The sequence below is a fragment of the Solimonas flava DSM 18980 genome (assembly GCF_000426685.1).
GTDB lineage: Bacteria > Pseudomonadota > Gammaproteobacteria > Nevskiales > Nevskiaceae > Solimonas > Solimonas flava.
In genome coordinates, this window is record NZ_AUFV01000009.1 from 75,463 (window position 1) to 94,442 (window position 18,980).

Annotated in this window: 18 protein-coding genes; 17 read left to right on the forward strand and 1 reads right to left on the reverse strand. The window is 67.9% G+C overall.

All coding sequences use genetic code 11. The features are described 5' to 3' along the window. Window positions 1-3: 3 nt before the first annotated feature. Entirely contained in the window at window positions 4-312 is a 309-nt protein-coding gene (locus K343_RS0110880; RefSeq protein WP_028008102.1) for an Mpo1-like protein, read from the reverse strand. A 104-nt stretch (window positions 313-416) separates the two neighbouring features. Between K343_RS0110880 and K343_RS21730 the strand changes: the two genes are divergently transcribed. From K343_RS21730 to K343_RS0110965, 17 genes are all read left to right on the forward strand, one after another. Then, window positions 417-869 carry an ATP-dependent zinc protease family protein gene (locus K343_RS21730; protein WP_245585176.1) on the forward strand — a complete coding sequence of 151 codons (453 nt, stop codon included), beginning with the start codon at window positions 417-419 and terminating at the stop codon, window positions 867-869. Next, a complete protein-coding gene (gene rimK / locus K343_RS0110890; RefSeq protein WP_028008103.1) occupies window positions 866-1,771 on the forward strand; it encodes a 30S ribosomal protein S6--L-glutamate ligase in 906 nt (301 codons plus the stop codon). Before K343_RS21730 ends, rimK begins: the two co-directional genes overlap by 4 nt. Window positions 1,772-1,850: 79 nt before the next feature. Then, complete coding sequence (locus K343_RS0110895; protein WP_028008104.1) at window positions 1,851-2,918, forward strand: succinylglutamate desuccinylase/aspartoacylase family protein; 1,068 nt, start codon at window positions 1,851-1,853, stop codon at window positions 2,916-2,918. Between the two features lie 228 nt (window positions 2,919-3,146). Continuing rightward, window positions 3,147-3,584: an NADH-quinone oxidoreductase subunit A gene (gene ndhC / locus K343_RS0110900; RefSeq protein WP_028008105.1), complete on the forward strand. Its 438-nt coding sequence runs from the start codon at window positions 3,147-3,149 to the stop codon at window positions 3,582-3,584. Window positions 3,585-3,617: 33 nt separating this feature from the next. Further along, window positions 3,618-4,286, forward strand: a complete 669-nt coding sequence (locus K343_RS0110905; RefSeq protein ID WP_028008106.1) for a NuoB/complex I 20 kDa subunit family protein — start codon at window positions 3,618-3,620, stop codon at window positions 4,284-4,286. A gap of 9 nt (window positions 4,287-4,295) precedes the next feature. Next, window positions 4,296-6,089 (forward strand): NADH-quinone oxidoreductase subunit C/D, encoded by a 1,794-nt coding sequence (nuoC, locus tag K343_RS0110910; protein WP_051278199.1) that lies wholly within the window; start codon window positions 4,296-4,298, stop codon window positions 6,087-6,089. Window positions 6,090-6,092: 3 nt separating this feature from the next. Further along, window positions 6,093-6,638 (forward strand): NADH-quinone oxidoreductase subunit NuoE, encoded by a 546-nt coding sequence (gene nuoE, locus K343_RS0110915; RefSeq protein WP_154662520.1) that lies wholly within the window; start codon window positions 6,093-6,095, stop codon window positions 6,636-6,638. Continuing rightward, on the forward strand, window positions 6,635-7,984 hold the full coding sequence (gene nuoF, locus K343_RS21735) for an NADH-quinone oxidoreductase subunit NuoF (RefSeq protein ID WP_051278201.1): 1,350 nt from the start codon (window positions 6,635-6,637) through the stop codon (window positions 7,982-7,984). The genes nuoE and nuoF overlap by 4 nt, the downstream gene beginning before the upstream one ends. 6 nt (window positions 7,985-7,990) lie before the next feature. Next, a complete protein-coding gene (gene nuoG, locus K343_RS0110925) occupies window positions 7,991-10,681 on the forward strand; it encodes an NADH-quinone oxidoreductase subunit NuoG (RefSeq protein WP_028008109.1) in 2,691 nt (896 codons plus the stop codon). Window positions 10,682-10,683: 2 nt separating this feature from the next. Next, the gene (gene nuoH / locus K343_RS0110930) at window positions 10,684-11,700 is read left to right on the forward strand and encodes an NADH-quinone oxidoreductase subunit NuoH (RefSeq protein ID WP_051278203.1); all 1,017 of its coding nucleotides are present in this window, start codon (window positions 10,684-10,686) and stop codon (window positions 11,698-11,700) included. A 100-nt stretch (window positions 11,701-11,800) separates the two neighbouring features. After that, complete coding sequence (nuoI, locus tag K343_RS0110935) at window positions 11,801-12,289, forward strand: NADH-quinone oxidoreductase subunit NuoI (protein ID WP_436278817.1); 489 nt, start codon at window positions 11,801-11,803, stop codon at window positions 12,287-12,289. Further along, complete coding sequence (gene nuoJ, locus K343_RS0110940; protein WP_028008112.1) at window positions 12,286-12,774, forward strand: NADH-quinone oxidoreductase subunit J; 489 nt, start codon at window positions 12,286-12,288, stop codon at window positions 12,772-12,774. Before nuoI ends, nuoJ begins: the two co-directional genes overlap by 4 nt. 48 nt (window positions 12,775-12,822) lie before the next feature. After that, window positions 12,823-13,131 (forward strand): NADH-quinone oxidoreductase subunit NuoK, encoded by a 309-nt coding sequence (gene nuoK / locus K343_RS0110945; RefSeq protein WP_028008113.1) that lies wholly within the window; start codon window positions 12,823-12,825, stop codon window positions 13,129-13,131. A gap of 4 nt (window positions 13,132-13,135) precedes the next feature. Beyond that, window positions 13,136-14,980, forward strand: coding sequence for an NADH-quinone oxidoreductase subunit L (gene nuoL, locus K343_RS0110950; protein WP_028008114.1), 1,845 nt, complete (start codon window positions 13,136-13,138; stop codon window positions 14,978-14,980). Next, a complete protein-coding gene (gene nuoM / locus K343_RS0110955; RefSeq protein WP_028008115.1) occupies window positions 14,977-16,509 on the forward strand; it encodes an NADH-quinone oxidoreductase subunit M in 1,533 nt (510 codons plus the stop codon). Before nuoL ends, nuoM begins: the two co-directional genes overlap by 4 nt. Then, complete coding sequence (gene nuoN, locus K343_RS0110960) at window positions 16,506-17,960, forward strand: NADH-quinone oxidoreductase subunit NuoN (RefSeq protein WP_028008116.1); 1,455 nt, start codon at window positions 16,506-16,508, stop codon at window positions 17,958-17,960. The genes nuoM and nuoN overlap by 4 nt, the downstream gene beginning before the upstream one ends. Before the next feature lie 160 nt (window positions 17,961-18,120). After that, window positions 18,121-18,972 carry a lysophospholipid acyltransferase family protein gene (locus K343_RS0110965; RefSeq protein ID WP_211226218.1) on the forward strand — a complete coding sequence of 284 codons (852 nt, stop codon included), beginning with the start codon at window positions 18,121-18,123 and terminating at the stop codon, window positions 18,970-18,972. The last annotated feature ends 8 nt before the right edge of the window (window positions 18,973-18,980 follow it).

Sequence of the window (18,980 nt, forward strand, 5' to 3'; positions counted from 1 at the left end):
TGCTCAGAACGCCAGGCGCCCGCTCAGCATCTCCCACCACATGCGCCAGTCGCCCATGAACGAGTAGAACGGATGCTTGAAGGTGGCCGGCCGGTTTTTCTCGAAGAAGAAATGGCCGACCCAGGCGAAGCCGTAGCCGAGCAGCAGCGCCAGCGGCAGATACCACCACAGGCCCTTGATCGCCGCGAACAGCACGCAGGCCAGCGCCAGACTGCTGCCGGTGAAGTGCAGGCGCCGGGCGGTCTGGTTCGAGTGCTCGGTCAGATAGAACGCGTAGAAATCGGAGAACGTCTTGTACTGCGCGGCAGCCATGTCCCACCCCCGTGACGAGAGTCCGAGTATAGGCGGCCCGTGTGACGCCGCGCAGCCACGGCTTCGCCGCTATGCTTGTCGGACGACGACGATACGGAGTGTTCGTGAGGCGACGCGACGATGAACCCCTGCGGGAGCTCGGCTGGCGGGAGTGGCTCGCGTTGCCGGATCTCGGCGTCACGCGGATCAAGGCCAAGGTCGATACCGGCGCGCGCTCCTCGGCGCTGTACGCCTCGGCGATCGAGGCCTTGCCGGAAGGGCGCGTGCGTTTCGTGCTGCGACCGCTGCAGAACTCCGGCCGCGAGCAGTGGTGCGAGGCGGAGCTGATCGACCGCCGCTGGGTGACCGATTCCGGCGGCCATCGCGAGCTGCGGCCGTTCATCCGGACCACCGCCGTGCTCGGGCCGGAGCGCTGGCCGATCGAGATCTCGCTGTCGGCGCGCGACAGCATGCGCTTTCGCATGCTGCTCGGCCGCACCGCGCTCGCCGGGCGCTTCACGGTCGATCCGGCGGCCAGTTACGTGCAGGGCCGCCGCACCGCGAAGGAGTGCGCATGAAAATCGCCCTGCTGTCGCGCAACCGGCGTCTGTATTCGACGCGGCGTCTGATCGAGGCGGCCGAGGCGCGCGGCCACAAGGTCCAGGTCATCGACGTGCTGCGCTGCTACATGAACATCCAGCCGGGGCGGCCGGAGATCTGGTATCGCGGCCGGCGGCTCGAGGGCTTCGACGCGGTGATTCCGCGCATCGGCGCGTCGGTGACGTTCTACGGCACGGCGGTCGTGCGCCAGTTCGAGATGCAGGGCGTCTACACGCTCAACGAGTCGGTCGCGATCACGCGCGCCCGCGACAAGCTGCGCGCGCTGCAGCTGCTGGCGCGCAAGGGCGTCGGCCTGCCGCGGACCGGCTTCGCCCATGCGCCGGACGACACCGAGGGGCTGATGAAGCTGGTCGGCGGCGCGCCGATGGTCATCAAGCTGATCGAGGGTACGCAGGGGCAGGGCGTGGTGCTGGCCGAGACCGGCAACGCCGCCGCCTCGGTGATCGAGGCCTTTCGCGGCCTCGACGCCTACTTCCTGGTCCAGGAATTCGTCCAAGAGGCCAAGGGCAGCGACATTCGCTGCTTCGTCGTCGGCGGCGAAGTGATCGCGGCGATGCAGCGCACCGCCTGCGCCGGCGAGTTCCGCTCGAACCTGCATCGCGGCGGCAGCGCGGCGCCGGTCGAGATCAGCGCCGCCGAGCGGCGCACGGCGCTGCGCGCGGCCAAGATCATGGGGCTCAACGTCGCCGGCGTCGATCTGCTGCGCTCGAAGTCCGGGCCGATGGTGATGGAAGTGAATTCCTCGCCGGGGCTGGAGGGCATCGAGGCGGCGTCCGGCGTCGACATCGCCGACGCCATCATCCGCCTGGTCGAGGCGCGTGCCCGGCCCGGCAGGACGGGCACGCAGGGACGCGGCTGATGGCTGGCGCCGGCTGCCGTCGCCGGGCGCGGACGGGTAGGGCGCGTGGCGGCCGCTGCGTCTCTATAAAAGGTGTGGCATGGCGATAAAAAAGCAGCGTCGCGCCGGCGACGGCTTCGAACTGGGCGGGCAGCAGATCGCGCCCGGCGAGGCGCGCGTCGTCGAGCTGCCGGTTGCCAACCTCTACACGCACACGCCGGTGACCTTGCCGGTGCGCGTGCTGCGCGGCCGCGAACCGGGGCCGACGCTGTTCGTCAGCGCCGCCCTGCACGGCGACGAGATTATCGGCGTCGAGATCATTCGCCGCCTGCTGCTGCAGCGCGCGCTCAAGCGTCTGCGCGGCACGCTGCTGGCGGTGCCGGTCGTCAACACTCTGGCTTTTCTGCACCAGTCGCGCTACCTGCCGGATCGCCGCGATCTCAACCGCAGCTTCCCGGGCAGCGAGAAGGGCTCGCTGGCGGCGCGGCTCGCGCACCTGTTTCTGAAAGAGATCGTCGGCCGCGCGCAGTACGGGGTCGACCTGCACACCGGCGCGATTCACCGCCCGAACCTGCCGCATATCCGCGGCGACCTCGGCAATCCGGAGGTCCTGCGTCTGGCGCAGGCTTTCGGCGTGCCGCTGGTGCTGAACTCGCCGCCGACCGCCGGCACGCTGCGCCAGTACACGACCGAGCGCGGCATTCCGGTGCTGTTGTACGAGGCCGGCGAGGCGCTGCGCTTCGACGAGCTGGCGATCCGCGTCGGCGTGCGCGGCCTGCTCAACGTGCTCAAGGCGCTGGATATGCTGCCGGCCGACGGCCGTCCGGACCGCATGCCGGAGCCGGTCGTCGCGCGCGCCAGCAGCTGGGTGCGGGCGCCGGCGAGCGGCGTGTTGCGCGCCCAGGTCGCGCTCGGCGAGGAGGTGCGCAAGGGTCAGGTGCTCGGCATGATCGGCGATCCGCTCGGCAGCAGCGAGGCGACGGTGCTGGCCACGGCGCACGGCGTGGTCGTCGGCCGCGCGGCACTGCCGCTGGTCTACGAAGGCGACGCCCTGTTCCATCTGGCGCGTTTCGACGCGCCGGAAACCGCCGCCGGCGTCGCGCGCAACATTCGCAACGCGCGGCGTGTACTCAAACGCAGCCGGCGCAACCAGCCGCGCGTGGTCTGATACCGGGGCGGCGGGAGGGCAATCTGCCCCCAGTCAATTCGAAGCGTTTCCCCATCTGGCTGCAAAAACGTTGTACAGAGCGCCGGATGACGTCGTTCAAGCCGTTGATTTCGGCTTACGAACGGTCGGAATTGTGCGGCCAGTCATATACAATTCCGCCACTTTACGCGGGCGCAACCCGGCAATGACGCCGCTGCGCCCATCCGGATGGCACTCAAGAGGCTTGCGATGGCTCCCATCAGCGCGTGGTCCGCTCAAACCTGGGCCCTGATCGTCTACGTGGTCGCGGTCATCGGTCTGGTGGCGCTGATGCTGGGGCTGTCCTGGGTGCTGGGCGGACGCGACTGGGGCCGCGCCAAGAACGAACCGTTCGAGTCCGGCGTGCTCGGCCAGGGCGGCGCACGCCTGCGTCTGTCGGCCAAGTTCTATCTGGTCGCGATGTTCTTCGTGATCTTCGACGTCGAAGCCTTGTTCCTCTATGCCTGGGCCGTTTCCCTCAAGGAAGCCGGCTGGGCCGGTTTCGTCGAGGCCTTCATTTTCATCTTCATCCTGACCGCCAGCCTCGTCTATTTGTGGAAGATCGGCGCGCTCGAATGGGCGCCGGCCTCCCGCGCGAAACTGGCCCAGGAACGGCAGGCCCAGCGGCCGACGCCACCCTCGCGCTGACCCAAGCCGCCAGCCTACGCAGAGCAAGCAGCCATGGAATACACACTCACGCGAATCGACCCGAACGCGCAGCGCTACCCGATGCAGGAGCGCGAGAAGGTGCGCGATCCGCTCGAGGAGCAGGTCCAGAAGAACGTCTTTCTGGGCACCCTGGAAGGCGCGCTGCACGGCGTCGTCAACTGGGGCCGCAAGAACTCGATCTGGCCGTACAACTTCGGCCTGTCGTGCTGCTACGTCGAGATGGCGACCGCCTTCACGCCGACCCACGATCTGGCGCGCTTCGGCGCCGAAGTCATCCGCGCCTCGCCGCGCCAGGCCGACCTGATGGTCATCGCCGGCACCTGCTTCATGAAGATGGCGCCGGTCGTGCAGCGTCTGTACGAGCAGATGCTGGAGCCGAAGTGGGTCATCAGCATGGGCTCCTGCGCCAATTCCGGCGGCATGTATGACATCTATTCGGTCGTGCAGGGCGTCGACAAGTTCCTGCCGGTCGACGTCTACATCCCCGGCTGCCCGCCGCGTCCCGAGGCCTTCCTGCAGGCGCTGAACCTGCTGCAGGACTCGATCGGCAAGGAGCGCCGCCCGCTGTCGTGGGTGGTCGGCGACCAGGGCGTCTACAAGGCGGAGTTCCCGTCGCGGCGCGAGACGCTGCGCCCGGAGCGCAGCGCGCAGACGACGCTGCGCACGCCGGACCAGGTCTGAGGAAGGGCGATGGCAGACGACGTTCCGCACGCCGTGCCGGGCCTCGACAACGAGGTCCTGCGCGAGCTCTATGCCCGCTTCGGCGCCGACGCCTTCGTCGCGCAGCCGACCAAGGACGGCATGCCGACCCTGTGGGTCGGCGCCGAGCGCATCATCGAGGTGCTGCGCTTCCTGAAGGGCGGCATCGCCAAGCCGTACAAGACGCTGTATGACCTGACCGCGGTCGACGAGCGCCTGCGCAAGAATCGCCAGGGCCTGCCGCCGGCCGATTTCACGGTCGTCTACCAGCTGCTGTCGGTGGAACGCGACATGACGCGCGCCGGCACGCCGGACCTGCGCCTGAAAGTCGCGCTGCACGGCGAGTTCCCGCACCTGCCGACGGCGACCACGGTCTACGCCAACGCCAACTGGTACGAGCGCGAGGTCTGGGACCTGTTCGGCATCGTCTTCGACGGCCATCCGAACCTGCGCCGCATCCTGCTGCCGCCGCGCTGGGTCGGTCATCCGCTGCGCAAGGAGCACCCGGCGCGCGCCACCGAGTTCGATCCGTTCGTGCTCGACCAGATGCGCCAGGATCTCGATCAGGAAGCGCTGCTGTTCAAGCCCGAGGAATGGGGCATGAAGAAGGGCACGGAGAACGAGGACTACATGTTCCTCAACTTCGGCCCGAACCATCCCGCCGCGCACGGCGCGTTCCGCATCGTGCTGCAGATGGACGGCGAGGAGATCGTCGACTGCGTGCCGGACATCGGCTACCACCATCGCGGCGCCGAGAAGATGGGCGAGCGCCAGTCCTGGCATTCGTACATCCCGTACACCGATCGCATCGACTATCTCGGCGGGGTGATGAACAACCTGCCGTACGTGATGACGGTCGAGAAGCTCGCCGGCATCCAGGTGCCGCCGCGCGCGCAGACCGTGCGCATCATGATGTCGGAGTTCTTCCGCATCACCTCGCACCTGCTCTTCTACGGCACCTTCCTGCAGGACGTCGGCGCGATGTCGCCGGTGTTCTACGCCTTCGTCGACCGCCAGAAGGCCTACGACGTCATCGAGGCCGTCACCGGCTTTCGCATGCATCCGGCGTGGTTCCGCATCGGCGGTCTGGCGCACGACCTGCCGCAGGGCTGGGAGCGTCTGGTCCGCGAGTTCGTCGACTACCTGCCGAAGCGGCTCGACGACTACCAGAAGGCGGCGGTCGAGAACAGTCTGGTCATCGCCCGTACGCGCGACGTCGCGGCCTACACCACGGCCGAAGCGCTCGAGTGGGGCACGACCGGCGGCGGCCTGCGCGCCACCGGTCTCGGCTATGACCTGCGCAAGGCGCGCCCGTACTGCGGCTACGAGAACTTCGACTTCGAGGTGCCGACCGGCTCGCGCGGCGACGCGTACGACCGCCTGGTGCTGCGTGTCGAGGAGATGCGCCAGTCGGTGCGCATCATCAAGCAGTGCCTTGAGAACATGCCGTCGGGCCCGTACAAGGCCGATCACCCGCTGACGACGCCGCCGCCGAAGGACCGCACGCTCAAGGACATCGAAACGCTGATCACGCACTTCCTGCAAGTGTCGTGGGGGCCGGTGATCCCGGCCGGCGAGGCGTGCACGATGGTCGAGGCGACCAAGGGCATCAACAGCTACTACCTGACGTCGGACGGCAGCACGATGAGCTACCGCACGCGCATCCGCACGCCGAGCTACGCGCATCTGCAGCAGATCCCGAGTGCGATCCGCGGCGAGATGATCGCCGACCTGGTCGTGTACGTCGCGTCGATCGACTTCGTCATGGCCGACGTGGATCGTTAAGTCATGACCGATACCGTCATCAAAGATACCGTCATCAAGCTCGCCGACCTGGTCGGCCAGCCGGCCGCCAAGGCCGAGCCGTTCGTGCTGTCCGACGCGGAAAAGCACGAGATCGAGCACGAGCTGACGCACTTCCCGGACGGCCGCGCCGCCAGCATCGAGGCGCTGAAGATCGTCCAGAAGCACCGCGGCTGGGTGCCCGACGGGGCGCTCGAACCGGTCGCGCAGCTGATCGGCATCACCGCCGCCGAGCTCGAAGGCGTCGCCACGTTCTATTCGCAGATCTACCGCAAGCCGGTCGGCCGCCACGTCGTCAAGGTCTGCGACAGCATCACCTGCTTCCTGGTCGGCTTCGATGAGATCAAGGCCGCGCTCGAGCAGCAGCTCGGCATCGGCTTCGGCCAGACCACCGCCGACGGGCGCTTTACGCTGCTGCCGATCTGCTGCATCGGCGCCTGCGACAAGGGGCCGGCGCTGATGGTCGACGACGATCTGCATTACGACCTGACGCCGCAGAATCTGGCCACGGTCCTGGAGGCGTACAAGTGAGCGATTACGCCCAAATCGAAAAGGAACTGCTCGTCCGTCCGCTGACGGCGCGCATCAACGCCAAGCTGCCGGTCGACATCGCCTCGTACGAGGCCACCGGCGGCTACCGCGCGATCCGTCAGGCGATCAAGGAGCTGTCGCCGGCCGACGTGCAGACGCGCGTCAAGGACTCGAACCTGCGCGGCCGCGGCGGCGCCGGCTTCCCGACCGGCGTGAAGTGGGGCCTGGTGCCGATGGGCCCGGACGCCGGCAGCAAGTATCTCGTCTGCAACGCCGACGAGATGGAGCCGAACACGTTCAAGGACCGCCTCCTGATGGAGGACGCGCCGCACCAGCTGATCGAAGGCATGCTGGTCGCCGCGTACGCGATCCAGGCGACCGCCGGCTACATCTTCCTGCGCGGCGAGTACGTGAAATCCGCGCAGCGCCTCAACGCCGCGCTCGCCGAGGCGCGCGCCGCCGGCCTGCTCGGCGACAACATCCTGGGCTCGGGCTGGAGCTTCACGCTCATCGTCCACACCGGCGCCGGCCGCTACATCTGCGGCGAGGAAACGGCGCTGATCAATTCGCTGGAAGGCCGCCGCGCCAATCCGCGCGCCAAGCCGCCGTTCCCGCAGATCGCCGGCGCCTGGGGGCGGCCGACCGTCGTCAACAACGTCGAGTCGCTGTCGAACCTCGCGCACATCATCAACAACGGCGCCGACTGGTTCAAAGGCCTGTCGCAGGGCAAGTCCAAGGACGGCGGCACCAAGCTCTACGGCGCCAGCGGCCGCGTCAAGCGCGGCGGCATCTACGAGCTGCCGATCGGCACCACCGCGCGCGAGATCCTCGAAGAGCACGCCGGCGGCATGCGCGACGGCTATACGCTGAAGTGCTGGCTGCCGGGCGGCGCCTCGACCGACTTCCTGATGCCCGAGCATCTCGATCTGGCGATGGACTTCGACACCATCGCCAAGGCCGGCTCGCGCATGGGCACCGGCCTGATCCTCGCGCTCGACCAGACCCACAACATGGTCTCGGCGGTGCGCAACCTCGAAGAGTTCTTCGCGCGCGAGTCCTGCGGCTGGTGCACGCCGTGCCGCGACGGCCTGCCGTGGAGCGTGAAGATGCTGCGCGCGCTCGAGGAAGGCCGCGGCAGCGCCGAGGACATCGTCCAGCTGCAGAAGCTGACGCGCCTGCTCGGCCCCGGCAAGACCTTCTGCGCGCACGCGCCCGGCGCGATGGAACCGCTGCAGTCGGCGCTGAAGTTCTTCCGCTCCGAATTCGAAGCCGGCATCGCCCAGACGCCGGCCCCAGCTGCCGCCGGGGCACCCGCCACCGGCGCAGCCAGTGCCAAGGTCGCATAAGCTCTCATGGCCACGATTCACGTAGACGGCAAGCAGTACGAGGTCAACGGCGCCGACAACCTGTTGCAGGCCTGCCTCAACCTCGGACTCGACATCCCGTATTTCTGCTGGCATCCGGCGCTCGGCAGCGTCGGCGCCTGCCGACAGTGCGCGGTCAAGGCGTTCCGCGACGAGAACGACAAGCAGGGCCGCATCGTCATGTCGTGCATGACGCCGGCGTCGAACGGCACCTTCATCTCGATCGATGACGACGAGGCCAAGCAGTTCCGCGAGGCGATCGTCGAGTTCCTGATGACCAACCACCCGCACGACTGCCCGGTCTGCGAGGAAGGCGGTCACTGCCACCTGCAGGACATGACGGTGATGACCGGCCACCACAGCCGCTCGTACCGTTTCGAGAAGCGCACGCACCTGAACCAGGAACTCGGGCCGTTCATCGGCCACGAGATGAACCGCTGCATCTCCTGCTATCGCTGCGTCCGTTATTACAAGGACTATGCCGGCGGCACCGATCTCGGCGTCTACGGCGCGGCTGCCAACGTCTACTTCGGCCGCGCCGAGGAAGGCACGCTGGAGTCGGAGTTCTCCGGCAACCTGACCGAGGTCTGCCCGACCGGCGTGTTCACCGACAAGACCCACAGCGAGCGCTACAACCGCAAGTGGGACATGCAGTACGCCCCGAGCATCTGCGAGAGCTGCGCGGTCGGCTGCAACCTGTCGCCGGGCGAGCGCTACGGCGAGATCCGCCGCGTCGAGAACCGCTACAACGGCGAGCTGAACGGCTACTTCCTCTGTGACCGCGGCCGCTTCGGCTACGGCTATACCAATCGCAAGGATCGTCCGCGCCAGCCGCTGGTGCAGGGCGAGGTGGTGACGCGCGAGACCGCGATCGCCGCCGCCGCCGCCGCGCTCAAGGGCGCCGGCCGGGTCATCGGCATCGGCTCGCCGCGCGCGTCGGTCGAAGCCAACTTCGCGCTGCGCGGTCTGGTCGGCGCCGAGAACTTTCATGACGGCCACGCGCTCGGCCATGGCGAGCTGGTCCAGCTGGCGCTGAACATCGTCCGCAACGGCCCGGTCGGCGCGGCGACGATCAGCGAGATCGAGGACGCCGACGCCGTGCTGGTGCTCGGCGAGGACGTCACCGCCACGGCGCCGCGCTTCGCGCTGGCGATCCGCCAGGCCGCGCGCGGCAAGGGCAAGGCGCTGGCCGCCGAGAAGAAAGTCTCGGAGTGGCAGACGATCGCGCTGTCCGATCTGCTGCAGCGCGACAGCTATCCGGTCTATCTCGCCAGCGTCGACAGCACCCGCCTCGACGACGTCGCGCGGGCGACCTACCGCGCCGCGCCGGAAGATCTGGCCCGTCTCGGCTTCGCGGTCGCGCACGCGCTCGATGCCGCCGCGCCGGCCGTCGACGGCCTCGATGCCGCGACCGCCGAGCTGGCGCAGGCGATCGCCGCCGCGCTCGGCCAGGCCAAGCGTCCGCTGGTCGTCTCGGGCACCGGCGCCGGGTCGGCGGCCGTGCTGCAGGCGGCGGCCAACGTCGCCTGGGCGCTGAAGGCGAAGAACGAGAACGTCGGCCTGGCCCTGTCGCTGCCGGAAGCCAACAGCTTCGGCCTCGCGCTGCTCGAACCGCAGCCGCTCGACGCGGCGCTGGCCGCCATCGAGCGCGGCGCGGCCGACACGCTGGTCGTGCTCGAAAACGATCTGTACCGGTGCGCGCCGAAGGCCCGCGTCGACGCCGCGCTGGCCAAGCTGAAGAACCTCATCGTCATCGACCATCAGGCGACGCCGACCGCCGCCGAGGCGCAGGTCGTGCTGCCGGCGGCGACGGTATTCGAGGCCGACGGCACGCTGGTCAACTACGAAGGCCGCGCGCAGCGCTTCTTCCAGGTCTTCGACCCGACCTACTACGACAGCAAGATCGGCCTGATCGAGTCCTGGCGCTGGCTGGCGACGCTCGAGCACGCGTCCGGCTGGAAGATCCTCGACGACATCGTGCAGGCCTGCGCGCAGGCGTTTCCGGCGCTGGCCGGCATCGTCGCGGCGGCGCCGAACGCGGCGTTCCGCATCGACGGCCTGAAGATCGCGCGCGAGCCGCACCGCTACTCGGGCCGCACCGCGATGCGCGCCAACCAGAGCGTGCACGAGCCGCGCCAGCCGCAGGACCCGGACACCGCGCTGAGCTTCTCGATGGAAGGCTACAACGGCGTCGGCAGTCTCGATCGCCCGCCGGAGCTGACGCCGTACGCCTGGTCGCCGGGCTGGAACAGCCCGTCGGCCTGGAACAAGTTCCAGCAGGAGATCGGCGGCGCGCTGCGCGGCGGCGATCCGGGCCTGCAGCTGTTCGCCGGCGGCAGCCCGCGGCCGTACTTCGGCGAGGTGCCGGCGGCGTTCGCGCCGCGCGGCGACGCCTACCGCGTGCTGGCGCTGAACCTGCACTTCGGCGGCGAAGAGCTGTCGTCGCGCGCCGAGCCGATCGTCAAGCGCGCCTCGCCGGCCTTCGTCGCGATCGCCCGCGCCGATGCCGTGCGGGCCGGCGTCAACGGCCATGCGACGGTCGCGATCGACGGCCAGCTGGTGCAGCTGCCGACCTTCGTCAGCGACACGCTGCCGGCCGGCACGATCGGTCTGCCGGCGGGCTTCGCCGGCGTGCCGTTCATCGCGCCGGGCGCGACGGCGACCGTGACGGGAGCCTGAGCATGGACGCCATTGCCAACTGGTTCGCGTCTCACCCGCAGTTCACCGCGGCGCTGATCGCCTGCATCAAGGCCGTCGTCATCCTGCTCGGCACGGTGATCGTCGCGGCCTGGATGATCTGGCTCGAGCGTCGCCTGCTCGGCCTCTGGCAGGACCGCTACGGTCCGAACCGCATCGGTCCGTTCGGCCTCGGCCAGGTCATCGCCGACATGATCAAGATCTTCTTTAAGGAAGACTGGATCCCGCCGTTCGTCGACAAGTTCACGTTCATCCTCGCCCCGGCGATCGCGATGGGCCTGATGCTGCTGATGTTCGCGCTGATCCCGGTGACGCCGACCTGGGGCGTCGCCGACTTCAACGTCGGCGTCCTGCTGTTCCTGGCGCTTGCCGGCCTCGAGGTCTACGCGGTGATGCTCGGCGGCTGGTCGAGCAACAGCAAGTACGCGCTGCTCGGCGGCCTGCGCGTGACCGCGCAGACGGTCTCGTACGAAGTGTTCATGGGCATTTCGCTGATGGGCATCGTCATGCTGGCCGGCAGCTTCGACCTGCGCCAGGTCGTCGAGTACCAGGCTCAGAACGGCTGGAACATCATCCCGCAGTTCTTCGGCTTCTGCGCGTTCGTGATCGCCGCGATCGCGGTCGTGCACCGCACGCCGTTCGATCTGCCGGAAGCCGAGTCCGAACTGGCCGCCGGCTTCCACACCGAGTATTCGGGCATGAAGTTCGGCATGTTCTTCGTCGGCGAGTACGTCGGCATCGTGCTGGTTTCGGCCATCACTGTGGTGCTGTTCTTCGGCGGCTGGAGCGGTCCGGGCGTCGCCAGCCATGCCTGGCTGGCGTTTCCGTGGTTCGCGCTCAAGTGCCTGTTCTTCATGTCCGGCTTCATCCTGCTGCGCGCGTCGCTGCCGCGTCCGCGCTACGACCAGATGATGGCCGTCGGCTGGAAGGTCTGCCTGCCGCTGTCCCTGATCAATCTGCTCGGCACGGCCGCGGTCGTGCTCGCCGGGCAAGGAAGCTGATATGGCCGAGACCATCGTCAAGACGAATTCGGAGCGCGGCGCGTTCGGCGCGCTCAAGGGCCTGCTGTGGGGCGTCTACACGCAGCTGCGCAGCATCTGTATGATCTTTTCGCACTCGTGGCACAAGCGCGACGTCATCCCGTATCCGGAAGTGAAGCCGTACCTGCCGCCGCGCTACCGCGGCCGCATCGTGCTGACGCGTGATCCGGACGGCGAGGAGCGCTGCGTCGCCTGCAACCTCTGCGCGGTCGCCTGCCCGGTCGGCTGCATCTCGCTGCAGAAGGCCGAGAAGGAAGACGGCCGCTGGTATCCGGAGTGGTTCCGCATCAACTTCTCGCGCTGCATCTTCTGCGGCCTGTGCGAGGAAGCCTGCCCGACCACCGCGATCCAGCTGACGCCGGATTTCGAGCTCGCCGAGTACAAGCGCCAGAGCCTGGTCTACGAAAAGGAAGACCTGCTGATCAGCGGCACCGGCAAGTATCACGAGTACAACTTCTATCGCGTCGCCGGCATGGCGATCGCCGGCAAGCCGAAGGGCGCGGCGGCCAACGAATCGGCGCCGGTCGACGTCAAGAGCCTGCTGCCATGACGATCTTCTTCTACATCGCGGCCGCGGTCGCCGTCGTCTCGACGCTGTTCGTGATCAGCGGCCGCAATCCGGTGCACGCGCTGCTCAACCTGGTCGTCTCGCTGCTGGCGGTGGCCGGCATGTTCTTCATGCTCGGCGCGCCGTTCGCCGGCGCGCTCGAGGTGATCGTCTACGCCGGCGCGATCATGGTGCTGTTCGTGTTCGTCGTCATGATGCTGAATCTCGGCAAGGCCACGATCGAGCAGGAGCGGCACTGGCTGACGCCGAAGAACTGGGTGGCGCCGAGCATTCTCGCTGGCGCGCTGCTGCTGGCGCTGCTGGCGGTGATCGCCGGCGGCGGCCTGCACCCGGCGGCCCTGGCCGAAATCGACGCCAAGCAGGTCGGCGTCGCCCTGTTCGGCCCGTATCTGCTCGCGGTCGAGCTGGCTTCGATGCTGCTGCTGGCGGCGCTGGTCGCCGCCTACCACCTCGGCAAGCACGACTAAACGACAAGAACAACGACTATGGAAACTGGCACTGGTTTGTCGACGGGCTTGGCCGGGATTCCGATGGAGCACGGGCTGGCGGTTGCCGCCGTCCTGTTCTGCCTCGGACTCGCCGGCGTCATGGTGCGCCGGAACGTCCTGTTCATGCTGATGTCGCTCGAGGTGATGATGAACTCGGCGGCGCTGGCCTTCGTGGTCGCCGGCAGCCGCTGGCAGCAGCCCGACGGCCAGATCATGTTCATCCTCGTGCTGACGCTGGCTGCCGCCGAGGCGTCGGTCGGTCTGGCGATCCTGATGCAGCTGTATCGCCGCTTCCACACGCTGGACGTCGATTCGGCTTCCGAGATGAGGAGCTAAGGCGATGCATCTGCTCTTCCTCGTCTTCCTGCTGCCGCTGCTCGGCTTTCTGACGCTGGCGCTCGGCCGTTCGCGCATTTCCGAGAACGCGGCGGCGGTCATCGGCGTCGGCTCGATCGGCCTGTCGGCGCTGCTGACCGCGTTCATCGGCTGGCAGTTCTACCAGCTGCCGGCCGGAGAGGCCTACACCCAGGTGCTGTGGACCTGGATGAGCGTCGACGGCTTCGCACCGCGCTTCGCGCTGCGTCTCGACCAGCTGTCGATGCTGATGATGTCGGTCATCACCGGCGTCGGCTTCTTCATCCACCTGTTCGCGTCCTGGTACATGCGCGGCGACGAGGCGTATCCGCGCTTCTTCGCGTACATGAACCTGTTCGTCGCGGCGATGCTGTTCCTGGTGCTCGGCGACAACCTGCTGTTCCTGTACTTCGGCTGGGAGGGCGTGGGTCTGGCCTCGTACCTGCTGATCGGCTTCTGGTACAAGGATCCGGCCAACGGCGCCGCGGCGCGCAAGGCTTTCGTCGTCACGCGCGTCGGCGACACCTTCATGGCGATCGGCCTGTTCATCCTGTTCCATGAGCTCGGCACGCTCGACATCCAGCAGCTGCTGACACTGGCGCCGCAGAAGTGGCCGGAAGGCGGCACGATGGTGACGGTCGCGGCGCTGCTGCTGCTCGGCGGCGCGGTCGGCAAGTCGGCGCAGCTGCCGCTGCAGACCTGGCTGCCGGACGCGATGGCCGGTCCGACGCCGGTCTCGGCGCTGATCCACGCGGCGACCATGGTCACCGCCGGCGTCTACCTGATCGCGCGCACGCACACGCTCTTCGAGCTGTCGCCGCTGGCGCTCGACGCGGTCGGCTGGATCGGCGGCCTGACGCTGCTGATGGCGGGCTTCATCGCGCTGACGCAGTCCGACATCAAGAAGGTGCTCGCGTACTCGACGATGTCGCAGATCGGCTACATGTTCCTCGCGCTCGGCGCCGGGGCCTACCAGCCGGCGGTGTTCCACCTGATGACGCACGCCTTCTTCAAGGCGCTGCTGTTCCTGTCGGCCGGCTCGGTGATCCTGGCCTGCCATCACGAGCAGGACATCTTCAAGATGGGCGGCCTGCGCAAGCAGATTCCGTTCACGTTCTGGGTGTTCCTGATCGGCTCGCTCGGCCTCGTCGCGTTCCCGCTGACCTCCGGCTTCTTCTCGAAGGACGAGATCCTGTTCCAGGCCTGGGCCTACGGTCACCACGAGTTGTTCTGGATGGGGCTGATCGGCGCCTTCATGACGGCGCTCTACACCTTCCGCCTGATCTTCATCGCCTTCTTCGGCGAGGCGCACGGGCACGAGGTGCACAAGCCGCACGGCGTCGACCACACGCTGCCGCTGGCCGTGCTCGCGGTCGCCGCGCTGCTCGGCGGCTTCATCCACATCCCGCTCGATGCGGTGCTGCCGCAGGCGGCGATCCCTGAAGAACTGGAGCACATGAAGCACACGCTGGCGTTTGTGTCGGTCGGCGTGTCGTTCTTCGGCATCTTCCTGGCGTGGTTCTTCTTCCTGAAGAACCGCGGCATGGCCGCCGCCATCAAGAACTCCGGCGTCGGCCAGCTGCTGTTCCGCTGGTGGCACGCCGCGTTCGGCTTCGACTGGCTGTACGACAAGTTGTTCGTCAAGCCGTACCTGTTCCTCGTCCACATCAACCGTAACGACATCGCCGACCAGGCGATCGGCCTGCTGCCGCGCCTGACGCTCGCCCTCAATGCGCGCCTGACGCGCACGCAGACCGGGCAGCTGCGCTGGTACGCCGGCGCCACGGCTGCCGGTGCCGTCGTCGTGATCGCCGCGGTGGTGCTCCTATGATTCTGCTCTGGCTCATTCTCATCCCGTTCATCGGCGGCCTGCTGGCCTGGCAGGGCGAGCGCATCGTCGGCCGCGGCTTCCCGCGCTGGATCGCGCTCGGCACGATGCTGGTCGCGCTCGCCATCTCGGTGTGGCTGTGGTTCGTCGGCGACTGGTCGCTGGCCTCGGTCGGCGGCGTGCCGCAGTGGACCATCGAGTACCAGGCCTCGTGGATCCCGCGCTTCGGCATCTCGCTGCATCTGGCGATGGACGGTCTGTCGCTGCTGCTGGTCGTGCTGACCAATCTGCTCGGCGTGATGGCGGTGGCGTGCTCGTGGCGCGAAATCGACCGCAACGTCGGCTTCTTCCACCTGAACCTGCTGTGGAACCTCGGCGCGGTGGTCGGCATCTTCCTCGCGCTCGACCTGTTCCTGTTCTTCGTGCTGTGGGAAATGATGCTGGTGCCGATGTACTTCCTGATCGCGCTGTGGGGCCACAACGCCCCGGGCGGCAAGGGACGCATCTACGCGGCGACCAAGTTCTTCATCTTCACGCAGGCCTCGGGTCTGGTCATGCTGCTGGCGATCCTCGGCCTGGTGATCGTGCACTACCAGCAGACCGGCGTCGTCACCTTCGACTACATGGCGCTGCTGAAGACCGAGATGTCGGCGAATGTCGAGATGCTGCTGATGCTCGGCTTCTTCGTCGCGTTCGCGGTCAAGACGCCGATGGTGCCGCTGCATTCCTGGCTGCCTGACGCGCACTCGCAGGCGCCGACCGCGGGTAGCGTCGACCTCGCCGGCATCCTGCTGAAGACGGCGGCCTACGGCATGCTGCGCTTCTCGCTGCCGCTGTTCCCGAACGCCTCGGCGGCGTTCGCGCCGGTGGCGATGTGGTTCGGCGTGATCGGCATCGGCTACGGCGCGTTCCTGTGCTTCGCGCAGAACGACATCAAGCGCCTGGTCGCGTACTCCTCGGTCAGCCACATGGGCTTCGTGCTGATCGGCATCTACGCCGGCACCGAGTACGCGCTGCAGGGCGTCGTCGTGCAGATGCTGGCGCACGGTCTGTCGGCCGGCGCGCTGTTCATTCTCAGCGGCGAAATCTACGAGCGCCTGCACACGCGCGAGCTGTCGAAGATGGGCGGCCTGTGGGCGCGCTTCCCGTACCTGCCGCCGATCGCGCTGTTCTTCGCGATCGCCGCGCTCGGTCTGCCGGGCCTCGGCAACTTCGTCGGCGAGTTCCTGATCCTGCTCGGCAGCTGGCCGGTCAATCCGCTGATCACCGTGCTGGCGTCGACCGGCCTGATCCTCGGCGCCGTCTATTCGCTGATCCTCGTGCAGCGCGCCTTCCATGGCGCACCGCCGGAGGGAGCGCCGCCGCTCAAGGATCTGGGCAGCCGCGAGCTCAGCATGATGGCGGTACTGATGGTGCTGCTGATCGCGCTCGGCATCTATCCGCAACCCGTCCTCGACACATCGGCTGCCGCGATGCACCAGGTGCACAGCATCTATAGCGCCGCCCAGGCGCTGACCGGGGTGACGCCATGAGCTTCACGTCCGAACTCTTCACGGCGCTGTCACCGATCCTGGCGCTGTCGGCGACGATCGTCGCCGTGATGCTGGCGATCGCCTTCCGTCGCCGCCATACCGCCAACGCGACGCTGGCCGTGATCGGCCTGAACCTCGCGCTGGCCGCCTGCGTGGCGCTGATCTGGACCGCGCATCCGGCGACGATCGTCACGCCGCTGTTCGTCGTCGATGGTTATGCGCAGTTCTACATGGCGCTGATCCTGGTCGCGACGCTGGCGACCGCGACGCTGTCGCACGCGTATCTGGAGAACGCCAGCGGCGAGCGCGAGGAAATGTATCTGCTGCTGACCTTGTCGGCGCTCGGCGCGCTGACGCTGGCCTGCGCGCAGCATTTCGCCTCGCTGTTCATCGGTCTCGAACTGCTCAGCGTGCCGCTGTACGCGATGATCGCCTACCCGGTGAAGGGCCACCGCCCGCTCGAGGGCGGCCTTAAGTACCTGGTGCTGTCGGCAGTCGCCTCGGCCTTCCTGCTGTTCGGCATCGCGCTGATGTACTCGCAGGCCGGCAGCCTCGGCTTCTCCGAGGTCGGTGCCTACTTCGCGGCGGGCGGTACGCCGATCGCCCTGGTCGGCGGCGCGATGCTGCTGATCGGCCTCGGCTTCAAGCTGTCGCTGGTGCCGTTCCATCTGTGGACGCCGGACGTCTACGAGGGCGCCCCGGCGCCGGTCGCCACGTATCTGGCGACCGTCTCGAAGGTCGCGGTGTTCGCGGTGCTGATGCGCTACTTCGTCGAGGCCGGCGGCTATTACCAGGCCTCGCTGGTGCAGGTGCTCGCCTGGCTGGCCTTCGCGTCGATGCTGGTCGGCAACCTGCTCGCGGTGCGCCAGAACAACGTCAAGCGCATGCTCGCGTACTCGTCGGTCGCGCACTTCGGCTACTGCATGGTCGCGCTGATCGCCGGCGGCCCGCTCGCCGTCGAAGCGGTCGGTGCCTACCTGCTGACCTACGTCGTGACCTCGATCGGTGCGTTCGGCGTCATCACGCTCAGCTCCAACGCCGGCGGCGAGCGCGACGCCGACGTCATCTACGACTACCGTGGCCTGTTCTGGCGCCGTCCGTACCTGGCCTCGATTCTCACCGCCATGCTGCTGTCGCTGGCCGGCATCCCGCTGACGGCCGGCTTCCTCGGCAAGTTCTACGTGATCACCGCCGGCGTCGACGCGCATCTGTGGTGGCTGCTCGGCGGTGTCGTCGTCGGCAGTGCGATCGGTCTCTACTACTACCTGCGCCTGATGGTCTCGCTGTTCCTGCTCGATCCGTCGAAGCATCGCTTCAGCGCCAAGCTCGACTGGGCGCAGCGCTCGGGCGGCATCATGGTGCTGCTGGCGATGATCCTGATGCTGGTGCTTGGTCTGTATCCGCAGCCGTTCGTGCAGCTGCTGCGCATCGCGACGCTGATGCCCGGCTGAAGCCGCGACGGCAACCGACCGGCAAGGCCGCGCCTGCGAAGGCGCGGCTTTTTTTGTGCGCCATGCCGCCGACGTGGCCGGATGCGGCTGGCGAGCGCCCGCCATTTCGCATAACGTGTTCGCGACACGACAAGGGGGAGCCGGAATCACCGGCGGCGGCATGCAGGCGTACGAGAGACTGAAGGATCTGGCGCGGCTGGCTTCGCGCGAGGAATGGTACCGGCGCATCGTCACGCCGGAAATCGAGCAGCAGATTGCGCGCATGCCGAAGCCGGTCGGCAGCTTCGGCTACGACGCCTGGGGCTACAACGAGAATGCCGCCAAGCTCGGCCTCGGCATCGTCAAGCTGCTCTACGACAAGTACTTCCGCGTCACCGCGCACGGCCTCGAACATATCCCGCCGCGCGGGCGCGTGCTGGTGATCGCCAACCATTCCGGGCAGCTGCCGCTGGACGGCGTGCTGATCGGCGGGGCGATGGCGATGAATCCGCTCGGCCCGCGTGCGCCGCGCGCGATGGTCGAGCGCTTCTTTCCGACGGTGCCCTGGCTCGGCGGCATGCTGACCGGCCTCGGCGCCGTGATCGGCGACCCGCTCAACTGCATCAAGATGCTCGAGCAGGACGAGGCGATCATCGTCTTCCCGGAAGGCGTGCGCGGCTCCGGCAAGCTCTATCGTCAGCGCTATCAGCTGCAGCGCTTCGGCAACGGTTTCATGCATCTGGCGATGCAGACCGGCGCGCCGATCGTGCCGGTCGGCGTGGTCGGCTGCGAAGAGACCATGCCCTCGCTCGCCAATCTCTCGCCGCTGGCCCGGCTGCTCGGCCTGCCCTATGTGCCGGTCGCGCCGCCGCTGCCGTTGCCGGCACGCGTCTACCTGAACTTCGGCGAGCCGCTGCACTTCGACGCGGCGGCCTGCAGCGAGGAGGAGGTGACGGCGCGCGTCGAGACCGTCAAGGAGCGCATCCGCGCGCTGATCGACCGGGGTCTGGCCGAACGCAGCAGCGTGTTTTGAACGGCGGC